The sequence below is a fragment of the Paraburkholderia fungorum genome, from assembly GCF_900099835.1.
Classification (GTDB): Bacteria; Pseudomonadota; Gammaproteobacteria; order Burkholderiales; family Burkholderiaceae; genus Paraburkholderia; species Paraburkholderia fungorum_A.
Map to the genome: position 1 here is coordinate 2,614,819 of NZ_FNKP01000001.1, position 24,957 is coordinate 2,639,775.

General features: G+C 62.4%; 24 protein-coding genes and 1 riboswitch. Of the genes, 13 read left to right on the plus strand and 11 right to left on the minus strand.

Annotated features, from left to right (window positions below):
- Positions 1-2: 2 nt before the first annotated feature.
- From BLS41_RS11450 to BLS41_RS11460, 3 genes are read left to right on the plus strand one after another with little or no spacing between them, the layout of a single operon-like run.
- The gene (locus BLS41_RS11450) at positions 3-908 is read left to right on the plus strand and encodes an ABC transporter permease (protein WP_074766472.1); all 906 of its coding nucleotides are present in this window, start codon (positions 3-5) and stop codon (positions 906-908) included.
- On the plus strand, positions 905-1,975 hold the full coding sequence (locus tag BLS41_RS11455) for an ABC transporter ATP-binding protein (RefSeq protein ID WP_074764533.1): 1,071 nt from the start codon (positions 905-907) through the stop codon (positions 1,973-1,975). Before BLS41_RS11450 ends, BLS41_RS11455 begins: the two co-directional genes overlap by 4 nt.
- Before the next feature lie 44 nt (positions 1,976-2,019).
- Positions 2,020-2,847, plus strand: a complete 828-nt coding sequence (locus BLS41_RS11460) for a phosphodiesterase (RefSeq protein ID WP_074764535.1) — start codon at positions 2,020-2,022, stop codon at positions 2,845-2,847.
- 16 nt (positions 2,848-2,863) lie between these two features.
- Here BLS41_RS11460 and BLS41_RS11465 read toward each other — a convergent pair whose 3' ends face one another.
- Complete coding sequence (locus BLS41_RS11465) at positions 2,864-3,349, minus strand: DUF2569 domain-containing protein (protein ID WP_074764537.1); 486 nt, start codon at positions 3,347-3,349, stop codon at positions 2,864-2,866.
- A 322-nt stretch (positions 3,350-3,671) separates the two neighbouring features.
- On the opposite strand from BLS41_RS11465, the gene BLS41_RS11475 reads away from it, so the two are divergent.
- On the plus strand, positions 3,672-4,874 hold the full coding sequence (locus BLS41_RS11475; protein ID WP_074764541.1) for an MFS transporter: 1,203 nt from the start codon (positions 3,672-3,674) through the stop codon (positions 4,872-4,874).
- A gap of 151 nt (positions 4,875-5,025) precedes the next feature.
- Here BLS41_RS11475 and BLS41_RS11480 read toward each other — a convergent pair whose 3' ends face one another.
- The 5 genes from BLS41_RS11480 to BLS41_RS11500 all read right to left on the minus strand — a co-directional run bounded on the left by BLS41_RS11480 (position 5,026) and on the right by BLS41_RS11500 (position 7,350).
- Complete coding sequence (locus BLS41_RS11480; RefSeq protein WP_074766474.1) at positions 5,026-5,454, minus strand: response regulator; 429 nt, start codon at positions 5,452-5,454, stop codon at positions 5,026-5,028.
- A 20-nt stretch (positions 5,455-5,474) separates the two neighbouring features.
- Positions 5,475-6,107, minus strand: a complete 633-nt coding sequence (locus BLS41_RS11485; protein ID WP_074764543.1) for a response regulator — start codon at positions 6,105-6,107, stop codon at positions 5,475-5,477.
- A 166-nt stretch (positions 6,108-6,273) separates the two neighbouring features.
- Positions 6,274-6,819 (minus strand): ferritin-like domain-containing protein, encoded by a 546-nt coding sequence (locus BLS41_RS11490; protein WP_074764545.1) that lies wholly within the window; start codon positions 6,817-6,819, stop codon positions 6,274-6,276.
- Between the two features lie 97 nt (positions 6,820-6,916).
- Complete coding sequence (locus BLS41_RS11495) at positions 6,917-7,078, minus strand: DUF1328 domain-containing protein (protein ID WP_006052455.1); 162 nt, start codon at positions 7,076-7,078, stop codon at positions 6,917-6,919.
- Positions 7,079-7,173: 95 nt separating this feature from the next.
- Positions 7,174-7,350 carry a DUF1328 domain-containing protein gene (locus tag BLS41_RS11500; protein ID WP_074764547.1) on the minus strand — a complete coding sequence of 59 codons (177 nt, stop codon included), beginning with the start codon at positions 7,348-7,350 and terminating at the stop codon, positions 7,174-7,176.
- 227 nt (positions 7,351-7,577) lie between these two features.
- Between BLS41_RS11500 and BLS41_RS11505 the strand changes: the two genes are divergently transcribed.
- Complete coding sequence (locus tag BLS41_RS11505; protein ID WP_074764549.1) at positions 7,578-9,047, plus strand: sensor histidine kinase; 1,470 nt, start codon at positions 7,578-7,580, stop codon at positions 9,045-9,047.
- A gap of 244 nt (positions 9,048-9,291) precedes the next feature.
- Positions 9,292-9,426 (plus strand): entericidin A/B family lipoprotein, encoded by a 135-nt coding sequence (locus BLS41_RS11510; RefSeq protein WP_074764551.1) that lies wholly within the window; start codon positions 9,292-9,294, stop codon positions 9,424-9,426.
- 221 nt (positions 9,427-9,647) lie between these two features.
- Here the strand turns inward: BLS41_RS11510 and BLS41_RS11515 are convergent, their stop codons facing one another.
- Positions 9,648-10,442 carry a DUF4397 domain-containing protein gene (locus BLS41_RS11515; RefSeq protein ID WP_074764554.1) on the minus strand — a complete coding sequence of 265 codons (795 nt, stop codon included), beginning with the start codon at positions 10,440-10,442 and terminating at the stop codon, positions 9,648-9,650.
- Positions 10,443-10,770: 328 nt separating this feature from the next.
- Between BLS41_RS11515 and BLS41_RS11520 the strand changes: the two genes are divergently transcribed.
- Positions 10,771-12,804, plus strand: a complete 2,034-nt coding sequence (locus tag BLS41_RS11520; RefSeq protein ID WP_074764556.1) for an NADPH-dependent 2,4-dienoyl-CoA reductase — start codon at positions 10,771-10,773, stop codon at positions 12,802-12,804.
- Between the two features lie 68 nt (positions 12,805-12,872).
- Here the strand turns inward: BLS41_RS11520 and BLS41_RS11525 are convergent, their stop codons facing one another.
- Both BLS41_RS11525 and BLS41_RS11530 read right to left on the minus strand, forming a co-directional pair.
- The gene (locus BLS41_RS11525; RefSeq protein WP_074764558.1) at positions 12,873-13,802 is read right to left on the minus strand and encodes an EamA family transporter; all 930 of its coding nucleotides are present in this window, start codon (positions 13,800-13,802) and stop codon (positions 12,873-12,875) included.
- Between the two features lie 551 nt (positions 13,803-14,353).
- Positions 14,354-14,815 (minus strand): hypothetical protein, encoded by a 462-nt coding sequence (locus tag BLS41_RS11530; protein ID WP_074764561.1) that lies wholly within the window; start codon positions 14,813-14,815, stop codon positions 14,354-14,356.
- Positions 14,816-15,343: 528 nt separating this feature from the next.
- Between BLS41_RS11530 and BLS41_RS11535 the strand changes: the two genes are divergently transcribed.
- From BLS41_RS11535 to BLS41_RS11560, 6 genes are all read left to right on the plus strand, one after another.
- Positions 15,344-15,754 (plus strand): GreA/GreB family elongation factor, encoded by a 411-nt coding sequence (locus BLS41_RS11535; RefSeq protein ID WP_171910222.1) that lies wholly within the window; start codon positions 15,344-15,346, stop codon positions 15,752-15,754.
- A gap of 254 nt (positions 15,755-16,008) precedes the next feature.
- Positions 16,009-16,127, plus strand: a riboswitch (TPP riboswitch).
- Between the two features lie 138 nt (positions 16,128-16,265).
- Positions 16,266-18,197, plus strand: coding sequence for a phosphomethylpyrimidine synthase ThiC (gene thiC, locus BLS41_RS11540; RefSeq protein ID WP_074764565.1), 1,932 nt, complete (start codon positions 16,266-16,268; stop codon positions 18,195-18,197).
- A 278-nt stretch (positions 18,198-18,475) separates the two neighbouring features.
- Entirely contained in the window at positions 18,476-18,688 is a 213-nt protein-coding gene (locus BLS41_RS11545; RefSeq protein WP_074764567.1) for a glycine zipper 2TM domain-containing protein, read from the plus strand.
- A gap of 174 nt (positions 18,689-18,862) precedes the next feature.
- On the plus strand, positions 18,863-19,357 hold the full coding sequence (locus tag BLS41_RS11550; protein WP_074764569.1) for a hypothetical protein: 495 nt from the start codon (positions 18,863-18,865) through the stop codon (positions 19,355-19,357).
- Between the two features lie 311 nt (positions 19,358-19,668).
- Positions 19,669-21,267, plus strand: coding sequence for an L-lactate permease (locus BLS41_RS11555; protein WP_074764571.1), 1,599 nt, complete (start codon positions 19,669-19,671; stop codon positions 21,265-21,267).
- A gap of 328 nt (positions 21,268-21,595) precedes the next feature.
- Positions 21,596-22,522, plus strand: a complete 927-nt coding sequence (locus BLS41_RS11560; RefSeq protein WP_074764573.1) for a DMT family transporter — start codon at positions 21,596-21,598, stop codon at positions 22,520-22,522.
- Between the two features lie 558 nt (positions 22,523-23,080).
- Here BLS41_RS11560 and BLS41_RS39000 read toward each other — a convergent pair.
- Positions 23,081-23,248: a hypothetical protein gene (locus BLS41_RS39000; RefSeq protein WP_171910223.1), complete on the minus strand. Its 168-nt coding sequence runs from the start codon at positions 23,246-23,248 to the stop codon at positions 23,081-23,083.
- Positions 23,249-23,434: 186 nt separating this feature from the next.
- Positions 23,435-24,664 (minus strand): outer membrane protein assembly factor BamC, encoded by a 1,230-nt coding sequence (gene bamC / locus BLS41_RS11565; RefSeq protein ID WP_074764575.1) that lies wholly within the window; start codon positions 24,662-24,664, stop codon positions 23,435-23,437.
- Positions 24,665-24,957 lie beyond the last annotated feature (293 nt).

A 24,957-nucleotide genomic window follows, 5' to 3' on the forward strand; every position in this document is an offset into this window, starting at 1 on the left:
CGATGAATTCCATTCCTCGCGCCTTGCATGAAGCGACCACACCGCGAGCGCGGCTGCGTTTGCCCGACACGCGAACCTGGCTAGCAGTCGGTCAATGGTGCGTGACCTTGCTGCTGTGTGCGTTTCTGATCGTGCCGGTGATCATGTCGATCATGGCGGGACTGACGGTCAATTACTTCAAGGGCATTTCAAGCGGACTGACGTTACGCTGGCTCATCGAAGTGTGGACCCAGTATCACGATTCAGTGTTTCTCTCACTCGAAGTCGCGGCGGCGACACTGTTCATCACGCTGCTGATCGGCGTACCCGCAGGCTATGTGCTCGCGCGCAGCAAGACGCGACTGTCGCGTGTTATCGAGGAATTTCTGGTGCTGCCGATCGCGCTGCCCGGCCTCGCGTCGGCGCTCGCGCTGCTGGTGGTGTACGGCGGCTTTACAGCCTTCCGAATGAGCGTCGCGTTCATCGTCGTGGGCCATGTGGTGTTCACGCTGCCGTTCATGGTGCGCGCGGTCGCGGCCGTGTGCGCGAGCAGCGATCTTCGCACGCTCGAAGAAGGCGCGGCGAGTCTCGGCGCGAGTTTCTTCCAGCGCTTCGTGACGATCGTGCTGCCGAATGCGCGGCCGGGTATCGTCGCGGGCGCGCTCGCCGTGCTGACGCTTTCGATCGGCGAATTCAATCTCACGTGGATGCTGCATACGCCCGACACGAAAACCCTGCCGGTCGGTCTCGCCGATACGTACGCGTCGTTGCGGATCGAAATCGGCAGCGCGTACACGATCCTGTTTTTCATCATGACGATGCCCTTGCTCGTCGCCATGCAATGGCTCGGCGTCGATGCAACCGGCCAGCGTAGCGCCGCGAAAAAGCGCGCTGCCGCTTCCTCTTCGACCTCCATCAAGACGCCATGAAACTCGCTTCTTCCCTGGTTCCCGCTTCTGTTCCTATCACGCTGACGCAATGCGCGAAAACGTTTCGCGGCACGCGTGTGCTCGAACCGCTCGACCTGAAGATCGATGCCGGTGAAACGCTGGTATTGCTCGGGCCGTCCGGCTGCGGCAAGACCACGACGCTGCGTATGATCGCGGGACTCGAAACACCCGACGCGGGCGGCCGCATCGCATTCGGCGACGACGACGTCACTACGTTGCCGATAGAAAAGCGCCAGGTCGGCATGGTGTTTCAGAGCTACGCGCTGTTTCCGAATCTGACGGTGCGCGGCAACGTCGGCTATGGATTGAAGATCAAACGCGTGGCTGCCGATACCGCACGCAAGCGGGTCGACGAATTGCTCGACATGATGCGCCTGACCACCCACGCCGATAAACCCATCGATCAACTCTCCGGCGGTCAACGGCAACGAGTCGCGCTGGCTCGCGCGCTCGCCGTGCAGCCGCGCGTGCTGCTGCTCGACGAACCGCTCACGGCTCTCGACGCACGTTTGCGCGACACGTTGCGCAGCGAGATGAATACGCTGCTGCGCGAGTTGGGCATCACGACCATCTACGTCACACACGACCAGGCCGAGGCGATGGAACTCGGTGACCGCATCGTCGTGATGAGCGCGGGCCGTATCGAGCAGATCGGCTCGCCACGCGATATCTACTACCGCCCCGCCAACCGGACGGTCGCGCAGTTCGTCGGCACGATCAACCGGCTGGCGGGCGAACTTCACGACGGCATGCTCAAAACCACGGGGGGTGCCGTGCCCGTGCCCTCACGCACCGCTACCTCAGGAACGCTTTCGTCACACGAAATTTTCTTCCGGCCCGAGGATGCGTGGCTCGCCGATCCCGCTGATGCGCAATTGCGCGGCCGCGTCGAAAGCACTGCGTTTCTCGGTGAACGCACGCGTCTGACTATCGGCGGCGCAGCACCGGACGCGTTGCTGATCGATGTCGCGGGCCGTGTCGAACTGGCGCGCGGCACGCCCGTCGGCATTTCGATCGCGCAGGACGCGCTGATTGCACTATTGTAAAAACGCCGCGCTGTGTTTTTAGCGCGCAACAAAAGGACTTCCCCATGCTGCTGGCTCAAATTAGCGATCTGCATATCAAGCGACCCGGCGCGCTCGCTTACCGGCGCGTCGACACCGGTGCGTATCTCGCGCGTTGCGTCGCCGCGCTCAATGCGCTCGAACCGCGCCCCGACGCAATCATCATGACGGGCGATCTCGTCGATCAGGGTGACCCCGAGCAATACGAGTACCTCAAAACGCTGCTCGCACCGCTTGAAATCCCCTACTTCCTGTTAGTGGGCAATCACGACGAACGCAACGCGTTGCGCGCGGCATTCCCCGATCGCGCGGAATTGCGCAGCGGTGGCGAGTTCGTGCAATACGCGGTCGATGTCGGTCCGTTGCGCGTGATCGCGCTCGATTCGATGGTGCCGGGACAAAGCGCAGGCAATCTGTGCGAGTCGCGCCTCGCGTGGCTCGCGGCACAACTCGATGCGGCTCAGGGCAAGCCGGCTATCGTGGCGCTGCATCACCCGCCGTTTGTGTGCGGCATCGGACATATGGACGAATTGCGGCTCGACCCCGTCGCCGCCGACAAACTCGCCGCGTTGATCGCGCGTTATCCGAATGTGGAGCGCGTGATTTGCGGACACGTGCATCGGCCGATGTTCGTGCGCTTTGGCGGCACGATCGCGTCTGCAGTGCCCTCACCCGCTCACCAGGTCGCGCTCGATCTGCGCGACGATGCACCGTCGGCATTTATGATGGAACCGCCCGCGTATGCGCTGCATCGCTACGATCCGGCGACCGGCATCGTCACACATCACGCGTATGTCGATGCGGCGGACGGCCCGTACCCGTTCTACGAGCCCGAAGGCGATCTGATCGATTGAATACGCAGACGCGAATTCACGCGTCGATGAATGTCTGCTGCACGCGCCGGGACCATCTGAAATACGGTATCCCGAGCGCGGCGGCGACAGCGGCCTGAGCAAGACCGTCTAGCGGCACGGCGATGTCGATACCGATAGCGCCCGTCATATAGCCGCCCACCAGAAACGCGCCGGTACGCATCAGCAGAATCATCAGAAGCCAGGCCTGCACCTGGGTCCTGAAACGCGCCGACTTGCGCGATACCAGCAGCGCCAGCCAACCCGCTCCGGCAACAACAAACACGCTGACGATCACGTCGAGGCCGACCATGGTTAATACCGTGCGATACCAGCCATGCGTCTCATGACGGATGAACACCGCCAGCAACTCCCATTCGAGCATCAGCTTCAGCGGTTCCCGTACCAAAAACGCGGTGACTAGCGCCCATGCGGCGAGACAGATCAGGACGAACATCAGGCTGCCGCCGATTGGGCGGGATTCGCGTTGAGGGGTCGATATCATGTTATTCGCTCGCGCGATCGCTGCTGATGGGCGCCGATTCTACGAACTAAATCCAGAAGACCATCTCAATTTGACAGCGGCGCGTTCGGTCGATGGACAGGCGAATCAGGCGGGCTCCATGCAGGCAGCCGAAGCGTTGAAGGATCGTTATTGCTGGCATCGACCTCCCAGCAACAGTGACAGCGATAGGCACTCCCGGCACACATTCCGCCATTCCCGCGAATTGCGCCCCCGTAGCGGCCATCAGCAGGAACCGCCCCGCTCCGGTATGATCGGCACGCTCGAGACCGCGCATGGGCCGGTCCGCCGATCCTCCTCTCTCATGGCCACTCCCGACGCTTCCTCCCCCGCTTCCGCCGACCGGTCGTTGCGCGGCCTGCTGTTTCTGCTCGCCACCATCGCCGGTGTGTCGGTCGCGAACATCTATTACAACCAGCCGCTGCTGGATAACTTCCGCTCGTCGTTTCCCGCCAGTGCGTCGTGGGTGGGCGCGGTGCCGGCCGTCACGCAACTCGGCTACGCGGCCGGCATGCTGCTGCTCGCACCACTCGGCGACCGCTTCGACCGGCGTCGTCTGATCCTGCTGCAGATTGTCGGCATGTGCGTCGCGCTGATCGTCGCGGCCACCGCGCCGACGCTGTTCGTGCTGATCGCCGCGAGTCTCGCGATCGGCGTGCTCGCCACCATCGCGCAACAGGCGGTGCCGTTCGCGGCCGAACTCGCGCCGCCTTCCGAGCGCGGCCACGCGGTCGGCATGGTGATGAGCGGTCTGCTGCTGGGCATCCTGCTGGCGCGGACCGCATCGGGCGTAATCGCACAATATCTCGGCTGGCGCGCGGTGTTCGGCGCGTCGGTGGTGGCGCTGCTCGCGCTGGCCGTCGTCATCATCCTGCGTCTGCCGAAAAGCCAGCCGACTTCGACGCTGCCGTACGGCAAGCTGATGGTGTCGATGTGGCATCTGATCGTCGAGCATCGCGCACTGCGTGAAGCGTCGCTGACGGGCGCGGCGATGTTCGCCGCGTTCAGCATCTTCTGGTCGGTGCTTGCGCTGCTGCTCGCCGGTGCGCCATTTCATCTCGGGCCGCAGGCGGCGGGGCTGTTCGGTATCGTCGGCGCGGCGGGTGCAATGGCCGCGCCGCTTGCCGGCAAGTTTTCCGACAAGCGCGGACCGCGCGCGATCATCACGCTATCGATCGCGCTGGTGGCTATTTCGTTCGTCGTGTTTGGCGCGTCGGCAAAGAGTATCGCGGGCCTGGTGGTCGGCGTGATCATTCTCGACATCGGCGTGCAGGCCGCGCAGATTTCGAATCAGTCGCGCATTTACGCACTCAAGCCCGATGCGCGCAGCCGCGTGAATACGGTGTACATGGTCGCGTATTTCATCGGCGGAGCGCTTGGCTCGGGCGTCGGCGCCGTGGTCTGGCCGATGTTCGGCTGGCTGGGCGTGAGTGCAGCGGGCGTGGTGTTCGCGGGGCTTGCCGCGTGGAATCATTTACGGCTTCCGGCACGGATTGCCGCGCAATAAAGCCGTTGGGTATGAATGTGGTCTGTTGTCGGGCGCGTGGCGAGGATGGGATAAGGCGCTAATAATGGCCCGCTCGCTGCGGCCTCGACAGACCATCCGCCTCCGTCACGTCACTGATGGTCGACCCGAACGACGAACGCCCACGCGCCGCTCAATGCCCGCTTCTCGCCGACGCATACTCATGCAGCGCGTCAAGCACCCGGTCGAATTCGAACGACTTGTCGTAGAAGTGGCGCACGCCATATTGTTCGCAGCGTTCCCGATACGCGGGCAATGCATGGTTGGTCAGCACCGCCGCGAACACCGAATCGATCAGCCCTTCTCGCTGCAAATAAGCCAGCACCGGCACGCCCGACCCCTGCTTCAATTGCAGATCGACGATCACCGCGTCGAACGCTTCGTCGTTCAGCAGCGCGATGGCCTGATCGGCGGAATCCGCGTAAGCGGCCACCCGCAGCAGGCCGGAGGAATCGATTGCTTCCACCAGGCTGCGGCGGATCAGCGGCGAATCCTCGATCAGCAACACGCGCAACGGTGCGCGGCCGGCTCGCTCGTCAACGGTGTTCGGTTCGCTGTTCATCAGGATTTCTCGATCGTCCATTATTCGATCAAGCCGTTCTTGATCGCGTAATAAGTCAGATCGGCATTGTTCGCCAACCGCATCTTTTCGAGCACGCGTGCGCGGTACGTGCTCACCGTTTTCACGGACAAATGCAATTCCTCCGCGATGTCAGTGGGAATCTGCCCCGCCGCGAGTTTGCAAAAAATCTGGAACTCGCGCTCGGACAGCGCTTCATGCGGCCGCCCCGCTGCGGGCTTGTCGAGATTGTCAGCGAGCGTGTCGGCAACCGCCTCCGACAGATAACGGTGACCGCGCGCCACCGAGCGAATTGCCCGCACGATTTCGTCGGGCTCGCAGTCCTTGTTCAGATAACCGTTCGCGCCCGCGCGCAGGAGGTTGATCGCGTACTGGCTCTCGGGATAGCCCGACAGAATCAGCACGCCCTGCTCGGGACGCACCTGCTTGATCACGCGCAACGTGTCGATGCCGTTCTTGTCCGGCATCGCAATGTCGAGCAGTACTACGTCGAACGCCTGCTCGCGCACGAGGCTGATGACCTGGTCGCCGGTCGCGGCTTCGGCAGCGACGCACATATCCGGTTCGTCGGCGACGAACTGTTTAAACCCGCCCCGGACGATCGCATGGTCGTCGGCTATTAACACTCGAATCATCGGCTTGGTGTCCGTGCAATGGAATCGGAAGCGCTCCAGAGCAGACATTGTAATGACCTCCGGCAGGTTTTTAACCGGAGAGTCCCGAACCGGGCGACGCCTGCCCACGCGGACCCATCAACCTGCAGACCCGCCCGCGCCCGCCGCGTCGCCCGAATTGCCGTTCTCACTCGCGACCTTCGAGCAGATCCGCCATATCGTCGGCATGCTCTTCTTCGACTGCGAGAATTTCTTCGAACAGACGGCGCGTGGTCACGTCCTTCTCGCCGATATAGCGAATGATCTCGCGGTACGTGTCGATCGCAATGCGCTCGGCGATCAGGTTTTCCTTGATCATGTCCGTCAGATTCTCGCCTTCCTGATACTCGGAATGCGAACGCGCCACCAGGCTGTCAGGCGCGAAATCGGGCTCGCCGCCGAGTTGCACGATGCGTTCGGCGATGCTGTCCGCGTGGCCCTGCTCTTCGTTCGCGTGCTCCAGAAACTCCGCGGCCACGGCTTCCGAATTGATGCCCTTTGCCATGAAGTGATGGCGCTTGTAACGCAATACGCAGACAATTTCCGTCGCCAGCGAGTCGTTGAGCAACTTCAGCACCGTCTCGCGATCGGCACCGTAGCTCGGCGTGACCGGGCCGTCGGACATATGCTTGCGGGCGTCTTCGCGAATCTTTTTAAGGTCCATCACGAACGGATCTTTGGTTTGAGCCGACATTGAACTTCTCCTTTAACCGGTATAGGGGAACTGCGCATCCCGCACGAATCGCGCCTGATGCGCCGGTAGAGGGATTGGCGCGATTACGTTCGCGCCGTTATGTTCGGAACACGCCGAGCAGCAACGTGACGACGAACACGACCAGGAAAATGTAGAACAGGATCTTCGCAATTTCTGCCGCCCCCGCCGCAATGCCGGTAAAACCGAACACGGCGGCAATGATGGCGATCACGAAAAAGACGATGGCGTAGTGAAGCATGGCGACTCTCCCTGCTTGAGTGATTGACCGGGTACCTGCCTGTCGTTATTACCCTGAATGAATATCAGGAGAACACGCATCCGCACGGGCCGGCGCTAATCGACGATTTTCTTCGTCACCACGAATCCGAGCACGAGGAACACCACGCACAGAATCACGAACACGACGAACAGGAATTTCGCGATTGCCGCTGCGCCGGCGGCTATGCCGGTAAAGCCGAGAAGGCCGGCAATCACCGCCACGACGGCGAATATCAACGCCCACTTCAACATGATGGCTTCCTCCGAAACGATGGTTTAACGATCAGACACATCGTATCGATCGACGCCGCCGCGCGCATTCCGACGCACGCCGGTTTTCGTGTGAGAATCCGCTGACATTGGATTACGGTGACGTTACGCCGGGTCGTGGCGCACTGCGATCGCCCCGCTCGTTCCATGACGCGAACCTGCATCGAAGCCGCGGACGTTACACTGGTGCCCCACTTCAGGAGCCGAATGTGCCGAATGTTCAGAACGTGTCGACCACGCAGAATCCCGGGGCCGCAGCGCGTCTGAGCGACTGGATGCGCAACCGGAGCTGGGCGATCGCGATGACGGTGGCGATCGTCATCACCGTGGGCGGTCTCGTGATTCTCGAAACCGCGCGCGAGCGCATCGCCGCCGAATACGAAACTGCGCTCGGCGCGCGCGACGTCACCGTGCAACTGAGCACGCTCGCGAGCTTGCTATCGCGTCTGAGCGCCCAGCAGAACCATTTTCTTCTGACAAAGGAAGAGGCCTCGGCGAACGACTTCTGCGCGACCGTCGCGCGGATCCGCCAGGGCAAACAGCAGTTGAACCAGTTCTACCGCAGCGGCAACGCAGACAGCGCCGAACTCGCGAGCTTCACGCAGATTTTCGCGCTGATCGAAGGGCGCATCGGCGCGGGCGCGGCCGCAATACAACGCGCGTCGCCGCATCCGCTCGATCTCGGCGCGTGCGGCAGCACCCGCGAAGTGAATGCCGCCGATGCATCGCTGATCGACAGCACGCTCACGCTGCTGCGCGACAACGAGGAGCGCCGCGCGCAACACGCGCTCGCCGCGAGCCGCGCCGATCAGCGCATTTCCACGCTCGCGGCGGCGGGGTTGTCGGCGCTGAACATCGTGCTGTTCATTCTGCTGTTCCGCAACCTGGGCATTCAGATCGACCGGCAGGCGCGCGTGCAGCGTCAATTGATCACGCAGCAGGAAGAACTCGACCAGCTCGTCAACGAGCGCACGCGTCAGCTCGAAGCGCTCGGCTGGCACCTGCAGGCGGTCAGCGAGAACGAGAAGACGCAGCTCGCGCGCGAACTGCACGACGAACTCGGTGCGATTCTCACCGCCAGCAAAATGGACGTGGCCTGGGCCAATCGCAAACTGAAGGACAGCGAGCCCGATATCTCCGACAAACTGAAACGCGCGCTCGCCAATCTCGACCAGGGCATCGCGCTGAAGCGGCGCATCATCGAAGACATGCGACCTACCGTGCTGGCGAATTTCGGCCTGGTCACCGCGCTGCGCACACTCGCCGACGAAGCCGCGCAACGCAACAGCTGGACGCTCGAACTGCACCTCCCCGCCGACGACATCAAGCTCGACGAACAGACGGAGATCGCGCTGTTCCGCGTCGCGCAGGAGTCGCTGACGAATGCGGCCAAGTATGCGCGGGCGTCGAAGGTGTCGATCGCGCTGCAGGTCGGCGACGGCCAGGTGGCGCTGCATATCGCCGATAACGGCGTCGGCATCATGCCCGCCGATCTGAAGCGCACGCACACGCACGGGCTGCTGGGCATGCGTCAGCGGGTCGCCGCGCATGGCGGACGGTTCGATATCCGGCGCGGCGTGCCGAACGGCACCGACATCGACGTGGTCATGCCGAGCGTGAGCACTGCCACGCCGTCGGTCGATCTGCCGCCCGCTACGCCGTCGCGAACGCCCGTGTAGAGGCGCGTCGCGGCTCGCTCGCGACGCGCGGAAAAAACCCTTGTAGGAGTGCGCCGACGCAAACACCGGCATGCGCCTACACGAAAATCGCAGCACAGCCGACAGCGCCGCCTCCGCCCTTTTTTTAACATGCAGTCAGACCGGTCGACTGTGTACAGGCTCAAGGCCCCGGTCGGACGATAGCTAGCGCGTGCCGTAAAACACGGACACGTCAACCGATGCACTCTCGACAAGGAGAACTTTCATGACTCGACTGATCGCTTTGCTTCTCATTGCAGGGACGGCCATGCTTGCCGGTTGCAATACGATGGCCGGCGCCGGCCAGGATATTTCGAAGGGCGGCGACGCGCTGACGAACTCGGCGGACAAGGCCAAGTAAGTTCGCGATGGCAGCGCGCAGATTGGCGTGCTGCCATGTAGGAGAAAACGAAAAACCCGTCGCGGGAAACCGCGATGGGTTTTTTTATGGGGTTTTATCGATCGGGCTTGGGCTCACGTCTAATTGCGAATACAAAACCAGAAACAAAACGGCGACCCACTCACGTGGATCGCCGCTCCGTCCTCCCCAGGACTTACCGCTTTTTGCGCAAACTCGCGGACTTAAACGCCCGTCAACGTATTCGTCAACTCGATGCTCGGCGTGCTCGTATTGCCGTTCTGCACGACCAGCAGATGGATCTGGCCCGGCAGAAGCTGCGACAACGTACCGGCGATCGGCACCGACGTCACGATCCAGTCGGCGTTATTGCCGAGCGCGAACGAAGCCGACTGGAAGATCGGTGTCTTGCTGCCGGCCGCGGTCGCGATCAGCACGTACTGGCCGCCGGATACGTAGAGCGAGTCCGCGCCGCTTGCCGGCACGGCGTTATTGAACGCGAGACCGGCCATGGTCGGCGATACGTTGGTGATGTCGGTCGCGTTCGCCTGGACCAGGTACAGGTCGAGGTTGGTCGCATTCGCCGACGCGTTGAAGCCGCGTACGCGCGCGCTGTTGGACAGCAGCCCCTTGTCGAACGGATCGTCGATCAGGCCGATACCCGAGCCGGTCAGGCTCGGCAAGCCGATCACCGTGTATTCATGACCGTTCGCGGCATCCGGGAAATTACCGCTGGCAAGCGCAGTCGTCGTGCCGGTGAGCGCATAGCCCACGTTGGTGTTACCCGACTTGATATTGGTGAGATTCGTCACGCCCTTGTAGCTGACGTTGGTTTGTCCCGAAGGCGCACTGCCGTTCACGAGAAAGTCGACTGCCGGGCTGCTCGGAACGGCGTTGACGAAGTGGATCTCCGGATCGGTCAGCCCCAGTTCCTTGGCCGCGTCGTCGCTGCCGCCACCGCACGCGCTCAGAACAGATGCAACCGCCGCTACAGCCGCCATGGTTCGGATCATTTTCATTGTGTTCACCTATATCGATACTGGGCTCTCAACCCAATTGGTTTTTGTGAGCGCTCTGCTTCGGACAGCGGTTTCAAGCGCTCTCCCAAACAGGCACTCCCTCCTATCCCTGCCGCACATTGCGCCGGTTTTTTCAACCGACGCTGTCCGTGTCGATGGACGCTCGCTATGAGCAATGCGTGTGCCGCAGGCGTTCGATATGGCTGACGACGGCTAATGAATGTCTTACGGAGTAAAGAATTGCGAGGTTTAGAATTTTTCCTCGGCGGATTGGCACAGGTACGCGGTGTATTGTTCGTGCGCACCCAATAATTACACGGCTCCCTGCATGTCTTACCAACACTTACTCGCCGAACTCGACCTGGGGTTCACCCGTCTGCGCAATTGCGTCGTGATGGGTTCGATGCATACCGGCATGGAAGACCGCTTCTGGAATTACCCGAAGCTGGCCGCGTATTTCCGCGAGCGCGCGAAAGGCGGCGTCGGTCTGATCGTCACGGGCGGGATTTCGCCGAACCGACAGGGATGGCTGCTGCCGTTCGGCGGCACGCTGAACTCCGTGTTCGATCTGCGCAATCACCGGTTGCTGACTGAGGCTGTGCATGCCGAAGGCGGCAAGATCGCCTTGCAGATCCTGCACGCGGGCCGCTATGGCTATCAGCCGTTCGTCGTGTCGGCTTCGGCGCTCAAGTCGCCGATCTCGAAGTTCAAGCCGCGCGCGCTGAGCATCGGCGGCATCAGGAAGACCGTGCGCGACTATGCGCGCTGCGCGCGGCTCGCTCAACGCGCGGGTTACGACGGCGTCGAGATCATGGGCAGCGAGGGTTATCTGCTCAACCAGTTCCTGTGTCCGCGCACCAATCGCCGCGACGATCAATACGGCGGCAGCATCGAGAACCGCATGCGGCTCGCGCGCGAGATCGTCGAACAGGTTCGCGCGACGTGCGGCGAGCGCTTTATCGTCGTATACCGGATTTCGTTGATCGATCTCGTTGAAGGCGGCAACACCTGGGAAGAAACCGTGCAGGTCGCGCAAGCGCTCGAAGCGGCCGGCGTCACGATCTTCAATACGGGAATCGGCTGGCACGAAGCGCGTGTGCCGACCATCGTGACCTCCGTGCCGCGCGCCGCCTTTGCTGAACTGAGCGCGCGTCTGAAGGCGGCGGTCAGGGTGCCGGTGATCGTGTCGAACCGGATCAATACGCCGGAAGTCGCCGAAGAACTTCTTGCGCAACGCGCGGGCGATCTGGTTTCGATGGCGAGACCGCTGCTCGCCGATCCCGATTTCGTCGTGAAAGCCGCTGAGGGGCGCGCGCAGGAAATCAACACCTGTATCGCGTGCAATCAGGCTTGCCTCGATCACACGTTCAAGAATCAGCGCGCAAGTTGCCTCGTGAATCCGCGCGCGGGACGTGAGACCGAACTGGTCTACCGCCCTGTTTCCGGCGCGCAGGCGGTGCGCTCAATCGCGGTGGTCGGCGCGGGACCGGCGGGCCTGTCTGCGGCGACGGTCGCGGCGTCGCGCGGGCATCGCGTGACCCTGTTCGATGCGGGCGCGGAGATCGGCGGCCAGTTCAATCTGGCGATGCGCGTGCCGGGCAAGGAAGAGTTCAGCGAGACGATCCGCTATTTTCAGAGCCAGTTGCAGCGTCACCGGGTCGACGTGCGGCTCAATACGCGCGTCGATCCGGCGTTGCTCGCGGCGGGCGGCTACGACGACGTGATCGTCGCGACCGGCATCGTGCCGCGACGGCCGTCGATTGCGGGCATCGACGGGCCGAATGTGCTGTCTTACGTCGACGTGCTGCGTGGTGCGCCGGTCGGAAAACGCGTCGCGGTGATTGGCGCGGGCGGTATCGGTTTCGACGTGAGCGAGTTTCTACTGCATCGCGCGGATGAACCGCTGCCCACGCCGCGCGATGCGTGGCTCGACGAATGGGGTGTCGATCTGACGGTACGCGAACGCGGCGGGCTGAAGCCGCCGGCTGCTGCACATCCTGCGCGCGAAATCTGGCTGTTGCAGCGCAAGGCGGGCAAGCTCGGCATGGGGCTTGGGAAAACGTCGGGCTGGGTGCATCGCGCGACGCTGGCGAAAAACGGCGTGAAGATGCTGGCCGGCGTGTCGTATCTGGAGATCGGCGCGCGCGGTCTGAAAATCGCGCGTGACGGAGCCGAGGAATGGCTCGAAGTCGATTCGATCGTCGTGTGCGCGGGACAGGAGTCGCTGCGGGATCTGCATCCGGGCGACGCGGCTAGCGCTGCCGGTCCGCGTTTTCATCTGATTGGCGGAGCGAAGGTCGCGACCGAACTAGATGCGAAACGCGCGATTCGCGAAGGCGCGGAGGTGGCCGCGTCGCTCTGAAGGGAACGGCCCGCGCTCGCGGGGTGAACTGTGAGCGCGGCTCGGTGGCTTAGGCTCTGCGGTTCAACTCAGGCCAGCCCCTTCTTCCGGTAATCGAACCAGAACGACAAACCGACGCTCGCCAGAATCACGACAGTCGCGATGACCGTCGAATGCGTAACCGGCTCCCCCAGCAGCAGCGCGCCGAGCGCGACGGCGACCACCGGGTTCACATACATGCAGCTGCTGGCGATGATCGGACTCGTATGGCGGATCAGGAACCCATACGCGACATACGCGGCCATCGTCCCGATCAGCATCAGGTAGAGAAACGCCAGCAAGGGCAGGAAGTGCATCTCGAGCATCCGTTCGCCCGACACCCACGCGACCAGCGTCGACATCACGCCGCCCAGGCCGATCTGCAAGGCAGTCGACAGGAACAGGTCCGAAGGCAGCTTCAGACGCCCCGCCAGATGCGCGCCGCCCGCCCAGAACAGCGCGCCGCACAGAATCGCGAGACTGCCACCCGCCGACCCAGGCGCGCTGTCGCCGTGGCTGAGAATCGCGATACCCACCAGCCCCAGCCCGACCGCGAACCACTCGCCCCGCCCGATCTTACGGCCCGCGACCGCTGCGATCACCGTGGCGAACAGCGGCACGGTCGCGACCATCACCGCCGCGGTGCCGGTGCCGACAGTGCGCATCCCGTAGGCCAGCATGCCGCTCGACAACCCCACCAGCATCGTGCCGACGATCCCGGCATTGCGGACCTCGGCGGCAGTCGGCCAGACCGGCTTGCGGCGCGCGGCGAACACGAACAGCCCGATGCCGGCAAACAGGTTGCGCAGCCCGGACATCAACAGCGGCGGGAACGAGCCGAGCGCGACATGCACGGCGAGATACGTCGAGCCCCAGACGAGATAAACGACGGCGAGAGCCAGCGCGATCTGACCGTTACGCGATTGCGGCAAACGGATCGGGAAACCACGCGAAAAACGGTTTGGGAATTGCAGCGACATGGTTCAACCCGCCCATGCCGCTCGAGGTGCTGCGCCCCCGCTGAAAACCCTGTGGCGGGATGGCGGATACCGCATCGGCGATGCGGTCTGACGGGCGAGGCTGGCGGACATGTCGGTGGAACGGAAAGACGATAGATGGCCAATGGGGCCACACCGCCGCGGCAAACGGGAGAATCCGGGCCTCGGCGAACACGCGCCTAAAGGTTGGCGCGCACGGCATTATGCAGTAAGCGCCCACCGCGTCGAGCGAAAGAATCGTAACTTTTTTGCGTGGTTACAACAGGGAATTTGGGGCGCGTGTTGCGGCGTTTTTTCGGGATGCCGGCGCGGGTTTGCTTTAGTTATCCCGATTGCATTTAAACGGCGGCGGATGGCCACCGGTTGTATTCAGGGCCGTGAAAGCGCAGGCAGCATTTTCCGCCTGACCGGCTTTCGTCAGCAGCGCTTGAGTATGAAATTGCAGACGTCGATGCACCGCCGTTCGCACGCGCCCGCGTCAATCGCAATCCTGACGATTAGCCGGCCGCACGGCCGGCTAGCGGCCCGCCCATTCAGTCATAACTCATGACGACGATCACCGGCGTAGCCGAACCGGCCCGCTTCGGCGATAACGACAACACCCCACCGTCGCGGCCAACCCGGTAGTGCCCGTCGTGTGCAGCGCCTACCCGGCTCCCGGTATCGACGAAACGCGCCGCCACGGCATCACGCGACTTCCCGGCGCCGACAACCTGCAGTGCGACATCTGCACCCGACACCACACCCGGCGACGAGTTGAAAGTCAGGGCAATGCCGCCTTCCTGACGCGCCGCTTGCGCATTGGCCGTTTCCAACCGCATCGTGGGAGCAACCGGCAACGAGGTTATCTGCAACAACGGCGCTGTGATCGCGCCGACAAACCGGATCGTCCCGCCATCGGCCGCCAATGCGGTCAACGGCGTCGCCAGCAGCACCATCGTGACTGCAGCGACTGCCCGAGCCGACACCCGCCATTGCCCTGTTCTCGAAGTCATACTCATCTCCTGTGCCGCTTGTGCTACTCACGCGCCACCCAGCGCCCCCTCTCGCGATACTGGATGACAGCCTCTCCCAAACCTGCTTTAACGGCATCGCCGCAACGAGCTTGAATTGCCGCGCGATCCGGGGCTGGGCATCAAAGCGGGGATAAACCGAGAGCCGTTCGCCGCCATGCCGAATAAAGATACAAACGCCCCGTGCTAACATTCACCTTTCGATCGCGCTGCCTTATTCGTTGTCCGCGCGTGAATCACCCTCCTCTTTTCGACATTCCGGCTATCACGATGCGCTCTCCGACTTCCCGTGTGTTCACCCGCTTGCGCCTGCGCCGCGCAACCGGTTGCGCGCGCGCGGATCTCGCACCGCGTCGCGCCTGCAAGCCGTCCCGAACGCTCCCGCTTCACGCCGCCCGGCGCCCGATCTAACGCTGTTCGCTCCATCACCCGAGCCGCGTTTGTCAGGCTCCGGGCCGATCTCATTCGCACGCAGTTCCCTTATATGCAGATCGAATTGGAGTATCCATCGTGAAAAAGACGAAAACCTGTTACCTCACCGAACTCGACGTCGCCCGCCTCGAGAAGCATGCGGCCGCGCCCGGTGCCGACGCCCGTCTGCAGGACATGCTTGACGACGTGCTCGAACGCGCCGTGATCGTCGACGCGCGCGAGATTCCGGCCAACGTCATCACGATGAATTCGCAAGCCACGCTGATCGACGAAACCAGCGGCGAGCAGATGACGTGGACCGTGGTCTATCCGCCCAATGCGGACTTTGGGCAAGGTCGGCTGAACGTGTTCTCACCGGTCGGCCTGGCGCTGCTCGGCGCGAAGCGCGGCGAACGCATCCGCTTTACGCCACCGAGCGGCACGGAGAAGGTGCTGAAGCTCGACAAGATCCTCTACCAGCCCGAAGCCGCCGACGACTTTTCGTTGTGATTTTTGCTGTTTTTTCGCTGCAATTCGTAGCGCATAAGACACGAAATAACCCATGACGACACATGGATTCGCTCGCAAAAATCGTCGTGAATCCGCTATCAAAGACGCGCGCCTACGGCATTGAAAACACCGCCCCGCGCGTCGTTCCGCCCGCTTCGAAACCGGCATAAAAGCTCGCCCGGGCTTTGCCTGACAACTCGCTGACTTCTCCTGCACAGGTTGCCAAGCCCCCGGCAGCCGGTGTATCGTGTGCGCTGCTAACGCGGGGGTCCTGCGTCGCACGGAGGTTGGAGGTCCGTGCCGCGCGGGTGAGAAATACCCTTTGAACCTGATCTGGATAATGCCAGCGCAGGGAAGCGTACGGATTTCGCACCCAAGCTTTATTGCCTCATTTCCTCGCGATTTCCGACAACTTCCGTCTCGTCTCCTGCTTAGCCGCCCCACATTGCATTTGCAAGCGGCCAGAGTGAGACGTCAACGCGTCAACTCCGGCCGACACACGGAGATACGCATGAACGCCAACCCGAAGTTTCTTTCCGCCGACGCCCACGTCGATGAAGCCGCCGTCGCGCCGCTGCCCAATTCCCGCAAGATCTACGTGACCGGTTCGCGTGCGGACATTCGCGTGCCGATGCGCGAAATTTCGCAAGCCGACACGCCGGACAGCTTCGGTGGTGAAAAGAATCCGCCGGTTTATGTCTACGATACGTCGGGTCCGTACTCGGATCCGGACGCGAAGATCGACATTCGCGCAGGTTTGCCCGCGCTGCGTCAGGCGTGGATCGAAGAACGCGGCGACACCGAAGCGCTGACGGGTCTGTCGAGCGATTTTAGCCGCGAACGTGCCGCCGACACCGCCACCGCCGACCTGCGTTTCCAGGGCCTGCACCGCACGCCGCGCCGCGCGATCGCCGGCAAGAACGTGTCGCAGATGCACTACGCGCGTAAGGGCATCATCACGCCGGAAATGGAATACATCGCGATTCGCGAGAACCAGCGCCGCGCGGAGTATCTGGAGACGCTGAAGACGAGCGGCCCGAACGGCGAAAAGCTCGCCGCGATGATGGGTCGTCAGCATCCGGGCCAGGCGTTCGGTGCAAGCGCGTTCGGTCCGAACGGCCTCACCGCGATTACGCCGGAATTCGTGCGCGAAGAAATCGCACGCGGCCGCGCGATCATCCCGAACAACATCAACCACCCGGAAAGCGAACCGATGATCATCGGCCGCAATTTCCTCGTGAAGGTCAACGCGAACATCGGCAACTCGGCGGTGACGTCGTCGATCGGCGAAGAAGTCGACAAGATGACGTGGGCGATCCGCTGGGGCGGCGACACGGTGATGGATCTGTCCACCGGCAAGCATATTCATGAAACGCGCGAGTGGATCATCCGCAATTCGCCGGTGCCGATCGGCACGGTGCCGATCTATCAGGCGCTCGAAAAGGTCAACGGCAAAGCCGAAGATCTGACGTGGGAAATCTTCCGCGACACGCTGATCGAACAGGCCGAGCAAGGCGTCGACTACTTCACGATTCACGCGGGCGTGCGTCTGCAATACGTGCCGCTCACCGCGAAGCGGATGACCGGCATCGTGTCGCGCGGCGGCTCGATCATGGCGAAGTGGTGCCTCGCGCATCACAAGGAAAGCTTCCTGTACGAGCATTTCGAAGACATCTGCGAAATCATGAAGGCGTATGACGTGGCCTTCTCGCTCGGCGACGGCCTGCGTCCCGGTTCGATCTACGACGCGAACGACGAAGCGCAGCTCGGCGAATTGAAGACGCTCGGCGAACTCACACAGATCGCGTGGAAGCACGACGTGCAGACGATGATCGAAGGCCCGGGCCACGTGCCGATGCAGTTGATCAAGGAGAACATGGACCTGCAACTGGAATGGTGCGACGAAGCGCCGTTCTACACGCTGGGACCGTTGACGACCGACATCGCGCCCGGTTACGACCACATCACGTCGGGCATCGGCGCGGCGATGATCGGCTGGTTCGGCACGGCGATGCTCTGCTACGTCACGCCGAAGGAACACCTGGGCTTGCCGAACAAGGACGACGTGAAGACCGGCATCATCACGTACAAGCTCGCCGCGCACGCCGCCGATCTCGCGAAGGGTCACCCCGGCGCGCAGGTGCGTGACAACGCGTTGAGCAAAGCGCGCTTCGAATTCCGTTGGGAAGACCAGTTCAATCTCGGCCTCGACCCGGACAAGGCTCGCGAATTCCACGACGAAACGCTGCCGAAGGACTCGGCGAAGGTCGCGCATTTCTGCTCGATGTGCGGCCCGCATTTCTGCTCGATGAAGATCACGCAGGACGTGCGCGAATTCGCGGCGCAACAAGGCGTGACCGACGACGAAGCGCTGAAGAAAGGCATGGAAGTGAAGTCGATCGAGTTCATGAAGAAAGGCGCTGAGATCTATCAGCGGCAGTAAGGTAGGGATCGCGGGCCGGCTATCTTTTTTACGCCAGCCGGCCCGCCAGGTCACTGCGTTGCAGCATCGAAGCCCGCCTCCGGCGGGCTTTTCCGTTTGTGGCGGGGCGGGCACGTCACATGCTTGAACAGGGGAAACATTTGATTACGAAACCGTCAGTCCGCTGACAAGCGCACACATCCGGATACGGACTGCGCCGCTAAGATCAAATGCATAGGGGACATGGTTATCTGTCCATTTCGACGACTGCTTCCAACGACATAAATGGAGTCAACATCATGAAATCGATTCGAACCCTCGGCACGCTTGCGGCTCTCGTTGCGCTCGTTGGGAGCCTCTCGGCATGTGACGGTATGAGCCGTCAGGGCCGCGACACGGCAATCGGCGCAGGTCTGGGTGGCGCAGCGGGCGCGGCGCTCGGCGGTAGCGCGCTGTCGACAGTAGGCGGTGCGGCGGCGGGCGGCATCATCGGTAATCAGGTGGGTAAGTAAGCGGGCTTTGGTGATGCGGTGACTGCTGCCTCGACCTCGGCCGCGCGCTTCAGTTCGCGCTTTGCAATGACGCGAAATACGCAGTTACGCTTTTGCAATCGTGTTCGCGTAGCGGGAGCGTAAGCTCGGAAAACGACGCCCCGGTACCGGCGTCGATTTAACCAGGAGCGCGTCATGAAGTCCCGCGTCATCAACACGGATCGCGCGATGAGCCTTTGGCCATCGCGCGGTCTTTCACGTTGCTTTTCAGATTTTCCGCGAGCAAGGCGTGCAGGTCTTGCCGTCGGCGCCGCCATTTGCGCGATGACGCTGTCGGGTTGTTATTACCCGTATGGATACTATCCATCCGGCTATTACGCACCGGCCTATGCCACGCCACCTGCTCTGCCCCTGCAGCAAGCCGCCGATCAGGCCGATTCGGCGGACACGCAGCAGCAAGTCCAGGCTCAGGCACAAGTTCAGCCAGTCCAGCAGGTCCCGCCGCCAACGTACGCCGTCGCCGCGCCGCCGCCCGTCTATGTGGCGCCGGCTTATCCCGCGTACTATCCGCCGCCGGTGTATCCGGCCTATTACGGATACGGCTATGGCTACCCCGGCTATTACGGACCGTCGGTTTCGATCGGTATCGGCGGATATTGGGGTGGTGGCTGGGGACATCATTGGCATTGAATTTTTACGGCGTTTAACGGCTCGCGTTACGTCACATCACGCCGCATCACGTCACATCACGCCACGCGGATCTACTTCACCCAGGATGCAGATCCGCAACGGCAGCCGCTCCGCCCCCTCCGGTAGTTTCCCTTCTTGACGCGCCCGGCCAGCGCTCTATGCTTCGAAAGTCACACACAGTATCTGCTTAAAAACGACGCGATTCCCCGTGCGCGTCGAGGATGCTCATCCACACTGCCATCGCGACGCGCCCTGCCCAGCGTAGCTCCGCGTCGATTCGGATAACAACGAACAACAACGAAGGAGACGTGATGTTTCACCAACTACTCACTCCTGTCGGCAACTCGCTACTGCCGTCGTTTCTCGTCGCTGCCCTTCCCATCTTCGTCGTGCTGCTTCTGCTCGGCTGGGCCCGCAGACCGGCCTGGCAGGCGTCGCTCGCCGGATTGATCGTCGGCCTGGTGGTCGCCGTTTTCGTGTGGCAGTTTCCGGTCGGGCTCGCGATCAACTCGGTATTCGCGGGTGCGGTGTTCGCGTGCTGGCCGGTCATGTGGATCGTGTTCACAGCGATTCTGCTCTACAACATCGCTCAGCGCTCGGGGCGCTTCGCGGCCTTCCGCATGTGGATGATCGACAATCTGCCGAACGACCGGCGCGTCGTGCTGGTCGTGATCGGCTTCTCGTTCGGCGCGCTGCTCGAAGGGATTTCCGGTTTCGGCACGCCGGTCGCGATCACCAGTTCGCTGCTGATCCTGCTTGGCTTTCCCACGCTCGAAGCACTCACGTTCACGCTGATCTTCAACACCGCGCCAGTCGCCTTCGGCGCGCTCGGCGTGCCGATTACCGTGCTCGGCGCGGTCACGCATCTGCCGTCCGATCAGCTCGCCAAAATGGTCGGCCGTCAGTTGCCGTTCTTCGCGTTCCTGCTGCCGTTCTACGTGATCGGCGTGTACGCGGGATTTCGCAACATGCTGCGCGTGTGGCCGGTGCTGCTGGTGTCGGGTGCGAGCTTCGCGCTGACCCAGTTCGTCGCGTCGAATTACGTGAACTACAGCCTGACCGACGTGCTGTCGTCGATGGTGTCGCTGATCCTGACCATCGCGTTCCTGCGCGTCTGGAAACCCGCCACCGATCCAAAGTTCGCGATCAACATCGACCGTGTGGGTGAAGTGCGCGGGAAGATCGGCGGAGCGCAGGGCTGGTATCCGTGGATCATCGTGTCGGTCGTCGTGATCATCTGGACGGTGGCGAAGGTGTTCACGATCGGCGATATCAAGGTGCCGTGGCCCGGCCTCGACAAAGCGGTGTTCATCACGCTGTACAACACGCCGTACGGCGCGATCTGGGACTTCCAGCCGCTTGCCACGGGCACCGCAATCCTGGTCGCGGCGCTCATCACGACAGCCGTAGTCGGCCTGAGCGCGGGTGAATTCGTCAAGGCCATCGGCGATACGTGGGTACAGACGCGGATCGCCATTCTCACGGTGGCGACGATCGTCGGCCTCGCCTATCTGATGAATTACTCGGGACTGACCTACACGCTGGGGCTCGGCGTGGCGTCGGTCGGACCGTTCTTTCCGCTGGTGTCGGCGTTCCTCGGCTGGGTCGCGGTGTTCCTGTCCGGCAGCGATACGTCGGGCAATGCGCTGTTCGGCAATCTGCAGGTGGTCGCGGCCAACCAGCTCAATCTCAATCCTGTACTAATGGCGGCCACCAATTCGTCGGGCGGCGTGATGGGCAAGATGATCTCGCCGCAGAACATCTCGACCGGCGTGGCGACCACCGAACTCAAGGGCAAGGAAGGCGTCGTGTTCGCGAAAACCTTCAAGCACTCGATTCTGTTGACGGTGCTGCTCGGCGTGCTGGTCTGGCTGCAGCAGAATTATCTGCAATGGATGATTCCGCACTAACCGTGGGCGGTGCGTGCGGCGGGTTCGGCCCTCTCTGAAAGGCCCCCGCTACGTACGCACTGCTGCAAAATAACTCACGATTTTCCAGGTACGCGCCCTCGGAGATTGGGCGCAACACCTCTGCGCAATGCATTTGATCGTAATTTTTCTCACATCAGCGTGAGAATTGCTCGCTTTGCAACCGAACCGCCGCAGCCTACGATCACGATTAGCCAACGTCCCCTCATCTCCCGAAACTTGCCGTTTCATTCCAGACTGAAACGTTTCGCGTAGTCGCGCTGTTACGATGCGCGGGCGTCTCGACTCAACCGTGCGCGGCGCCACCTCAATGAAACCTGCCAATCTCGTCCAACTGTTGATTCTCGCTGCCCTGTGGGGCGCGTCGTTCCTGTTTATCCGCGTCGGCGTGACCGACTTCGGCGTCGCCCCGCTGATGGCGCTGCGAGTCGGCATCGGCGCACTCTTTCTGCTGATCGTGCTGCTCGCGCGACGCCCGCTCAGGCAATCGGCGACGATCCTGCGCACGCACGCGTTCCCGCTGCTGGTGGTCGGCATTCTGAATTCGGCGGCGCCATTCTGCCTGTTCGCGTATGCCGAGTTGACGCTATCGGCGGGCGTTACGTCCGTGATCAACGCGACCACGCCGCTGTGGGGCGGACTGGTCGCCTTTCTCTGGCTGCGTGACCGGTTGAGCGCAATGCGTACGCTCGGTCTGGTGATCGGTTTCCTCGGCGTACTGATGCTGGTCTGGGACCAGATCGCCGCGCCAAACGGCTCCGCCGCCACGCCGACGACCACCGCGCTCGCTGCCGCCGCCGCGCTCGGCGCGACGCTGCTGTACGGCATCGCTGCCAACTACACCAAGCGCTACCTGACCGGCGTCGATGCGTTGACCGTCGCCGCCGGCACGATGACCGGCGCAACGATCGTGCTGCTGCCGCTCGCGGTGATTTTCTGGCCGTCCGCGCCGGTGTCGCTGCATGCGTGGGGCGCGGTGATCGCGCTCGGCGTCGCCTGCACGGGCGTTGCGTACATGCTGTTCTTCCACCTGATCGCGGTAATCGGACCGGCGCGCGCGATTACCGTGACCTTCGTGATTCCGATCTTCGGGATTCTGTGGGGCGCGCTGTTCCTCGGCGAAGGCGTGTCGCCCGGCATGCTGCTCGGCTGCGGCGTGATTCTGGTCGGCACCGCGCTCGCTACCGGCGTAGTCAAACGTCTGCCGGGGATCGGCACGCGCCACGCCGATACCTGAACAGCCACGCTTTTCCGCGCGACGCCTCCCCGGCGTCGCCGGCTTCAGTCCCCCGAAGTTTCATCGACCTTCGTGGTTTCCGTGGCCGCTTCTGGTGGCCGCCCCCACTCCCCCAGTCGCAAACTCCCGCCACAAAAAAAATAGCCCGCACTCCAATCGGAGTGCGGGCGAAACCGTCGCCCTACGAGGATAGGCGACGGGGCCACCGGGGCCGCGCGCAACGCGCGCAGGCCAACATCGGGTACGGCACCGGCTGGTCGGCCGCTGCCAGAAATGCCTGGGAACCGTTTGAGCGCGGATTCGCTGCAAACTCAGGTCGGCTGATTCAATCCGGCCCCATGAGTCTTTAAAAGCAGCTTGTGTGCCAGTTTCGAAAAATTCTCAGGATATTTTATTAACCCATTGATTTTTATGAGAATTTATCTTTAAGGCAGAGAACGAAACGAGGGGAATTGAGGCGCTTAGGAAGGTTTTGAAAGTTACGTCACCGGGGTAACGTCACGTTACGTACGCCGCACAGAGCGGCGATACGTAACGACGATTCACGCGAATCGCATATCAAACACGACGAGCCGGCCACTTCGCGCGCGAGTGAGCGCCGTGGACATCCCGTGCCAGCAATCTCGCCGGCTTCCGCGATTCGCGCGGATTCAATGCTGCGCCGCACACGAGCGCGAGGACGAGGAGACTCGCCGCCCACATCCAGTAAGGGATCACGTCGAACATGGCCAACTCCGCTGGTTCAGGTTAGTACCGCTCAGCGGGTGTCAAGCAAAACACGTGCGCGTTTCGTGCGGCCATAAAAAAACCGTCCGGGATATATCCCGGACGGTTTTTCGTGACTGCGATTCTGGCTGACGGAGCCTCGTCACCAAGGCAAAAACGCCGAAGCCTCGCTGCCAGTGGCCTCGCTCAGTGCAGCTGATCGACCATCAGACTCATGATCTGCTTGGCCTGCGAGCTTTCGTCGATCGCACCCTTGTCGTCGACCACTGCGACACGCGTCTGGTCAGGCGTCACCGCGCGCACATTCACGCGATATTGCTTGGCAACTTTTTCCTTCTTGCCGTGGAAAACCTGGTTCCAGAAGCCCTGTTCCGCCGACGACAGATCCTTCGGATCGACGTAACGGACGAAATAGAGACCACGGCTCAGATCGCGGTCGTCGACCGTGAAATTGCTGCGGTCGAGCGCGAGGCCCACACGCAACCATGCGCGATCGTACGGCTCGCCGAGCGTGACTTCGGTCGACGTCACCTGCGCCGGCTGATTACCCGCGTCCAGATCCGGGATGGGTTGCTGTGCCGACAGCGACACGTTGCGCGCCGCGTTAGCAGCCGCCGCCGAGTTGGCACCCGCCGCCGCGTTCGGCGCGACCTGCGCACCGGCCGGCGACAGAACGGCGTTCTGCGTATCGCCCGACGCGCGCGAATCGGCTTGCGACAGCGCCACCATCAGGCGCTTCAGGTATTCCTGCTCGAGGCCCGGATCATTCGGCTTCGGTTCCCACTTGCTCGAATCGTTGTTCGTACCGGTGAGCGCTTCGCGCATACCTTTCTGGCTGACGAACACGTACGTGCCGCCGTTGGGCGCCGCTTCGAGGCGCGTGCGGTACTTGTTGCGCTCCGACGTGACGTAGCTCGTGCCCATCGCCTTGGACAGCGTGTTGCGGAGCAGGCCGTCATTGATCTGCGCGTGCGACTCGTTCCAGTCGGTTTCCATCACGCCCTTGTCGCGCTGGTCGACCACCAGCAGGAAGCCTTGCTCCTGCCAGAAACGGCGAATCTGCGCCCACGCCTGTTCGGGCGATTTATTGTCGATGACGAGCCAGCTTTCCGTGCCGTCACGCTGGATGTGCATGTTGCTGACCTGCGGGACCACCGTCAGCGTGTTGCTGCCGGCCGGCGCCTGCGCCTGAACCTGCTTGAGCGCGGACAGCGAGGTTTCGCCGCCTTGCGGGGGCAACGAACGCTGATCGGACGTCTCGTCGATCATGTTCGGCGGAACGGCAAGCGACACCTGCTTGGATTTGGAGTCGCTCTTGTAGTCGATTTTGGTCGGCGACGAAGTACCGCAGCCGGCGACCAGCCCGCCCGCCATCAGCATTACTGCGAACCGCTTGGTAAGACGAAGATCAGTCATGTTCGGGGAATCCTTCCGCTACGTACGCCACGGCAAGTTTCCGTGGATCAACCCAACATTTTACCGATCCCGGCGGGTCATGTGCAAAAACCGGGGTTTGTCGGCGAAATGAGTCGCGTCGGGGACGGCCGGGACGCGCTGTGGCGCGGCATCCGGCACGGTATCGGCGGATTTCTTCCACGCCATTTTCCGACGACGAACACCCCCTGCTTATTGCTCCACGAGCCCCTCCCCGATCCGCGGATTTAACATTTCCAGACATTTCCCAAATAGCTGTAGGACTAGTAAGAAAA

Bases quoted from the DNA above. Each gene is read 5' to 3' on its own strand.
- BLS41_RS11450 (WP_074766472.1), top strand. From the start codon at position 3: ATGAATTCCATTCCTCGCGCCTTGCATGAAGCGACCACACCGCGAGCG.
- BLS41_RS11455 (WP_074764533.1), top strand. From the start codon at position 905: ATGAAACTCGCTTCTTCCCTGGTTCCCGCTTCTGTTCCTATCACGCTG.
- BLS41_RS11460 (WP_074764535.1), top strand. From the start codon at position 2,020: ATGCTGCTGGCTCAAATTAGCGATCTGCATATCAAGCGACCCGGCGCG.
- BLS41_RS11465 (WP_074764537.1), bottom strand. From the start codon at position 3,349: ATGATATCGACCCCTCAACGCGAATCCCGCCCAATCGGCGGCAGCCTG.
- BLS41_RS11475 (WP_074764541.1), top strand. From the start codon at position 3,672: ATGGCCACTCCCGACGCTTCCTCCCCCGCTTCCGCCGACCGGTCGTTG.
- BLS41_RS11480 (WP_074766474.1), bottom strand. From the start codon at position 5,454: ATGAACAGCGAACCGAACACCGTTGACGAGCGAGCCGGCCGCGCACCG.
- BLS41_RS11485 (WP_074764543.1), bottom strand. From the start codon at position 6,107: ATGATTCGAGTGTTAATAGCCGACGACCATGCGATCGTCCGGGGCGGG.
- BLS41_RS11490 (WP_074764545.1), bottom strand. From the start codon at position 6,819: ATGTCGGCTCAAACCAAAGATCCGTTCGTGATGGACCTTAAAAAGATT.
- BLS41_RS11495 (WP_006052455.1), bottom strand. From the start codon at position 7,078: ATGCTTCACTACGCCATCGTCTTTTTCGTGATCGCCATCATTGCCGCC.
- BLS41_RS11500 (WP_074764547.1), bottom strand. From the start codon at position 7,350: ATGTTGAAGTGGGCGTTGATATTCGCCGTCGTGGCGGTGATTGCCGGC.
- BLS41_RS11510 (WP_074764551.1), top strand. From the start codon at position 9,292: ATGACTCGACTGATCGCTTTGCTTCTCATTGCAGGGACGGCCATGCTT.
- BLS41_RS11515 (WP_074764554.1), bottom strand. From the start codon at position 10,442: ATGAAAATGATCCGAACCATGGCGGCTGTAGCGGCGGTTGCATCTGTT.
- BLS41_RS11520 (WP_074764556.1), top strand. From the start codon at position 10,771: ATGTCTTACCAACACTTACTCGCCGAACTCGACCTGGGGTTCACCCGT.
- BLS41_RS11525 (WP_074764558.1), bottom strand. From the start codon at position 13,802: ATGTCGCTGCAATTCCCAAACCGTTTTTCGCGTGGTTTCCCGATCCGT.
- BLS41_RS11530 (WP_074764561.1), bottom strand. From the start codon at position 14,815: ATGACTTCGAGAACAGGGCAATGGCGGGTGTCGGCTCGGGCAGTCGCT.
- thiC (WP_074764565.1), top strand. From the start codon at position 16,266: ATGAACGCCAACCCGAAGTTTCTTTCCGCCGACGCCCACGTCGATGAA.
- BLS41_RS11545 (WP_074764567.1), top strand. From the start codon at position 18,476: ATGAAATCGATTCGAACCCTCGGCACGCTTGCGGCTCTCGTTGCGCTC.
- BLS41_RS11550 (WP_074764569.1), top strand. From the start codon at position 18,863: ATGAAGTCCCGCGTCATCAACACGGATCGCGCGATGAGCCTTTGGCCA.
- BLS41_RS11555 (WP_074764571.1), top strand. From the start codon at position 19,669: ATGTTTCACCAACTACTCACTCCTGTCGGCAACTCGCTACTGCCGTCG.
- BLS41_RS11560 (WP_074764573.1), top strand. From the start codon at position 21,596: ATGAAACCTGCCAATCTCGTCCAACTGTTGATTCTCGCTGCCCTGTGG.
- BLS41_RS39000 (WP_171910223.1), bottom strand. From the start codon at position 23,248: ATGTTCGACGTGATCCCTTACTGGATGTGGGCGGCGAGTCTCCTCGTC.
- bamC (WP_074764575.1), bottom strand. From the start codon at position 24,664: ATGACTGATCTTCGTCTTACCAAGCGGTTCGCAGTAATGCTGATGGCG.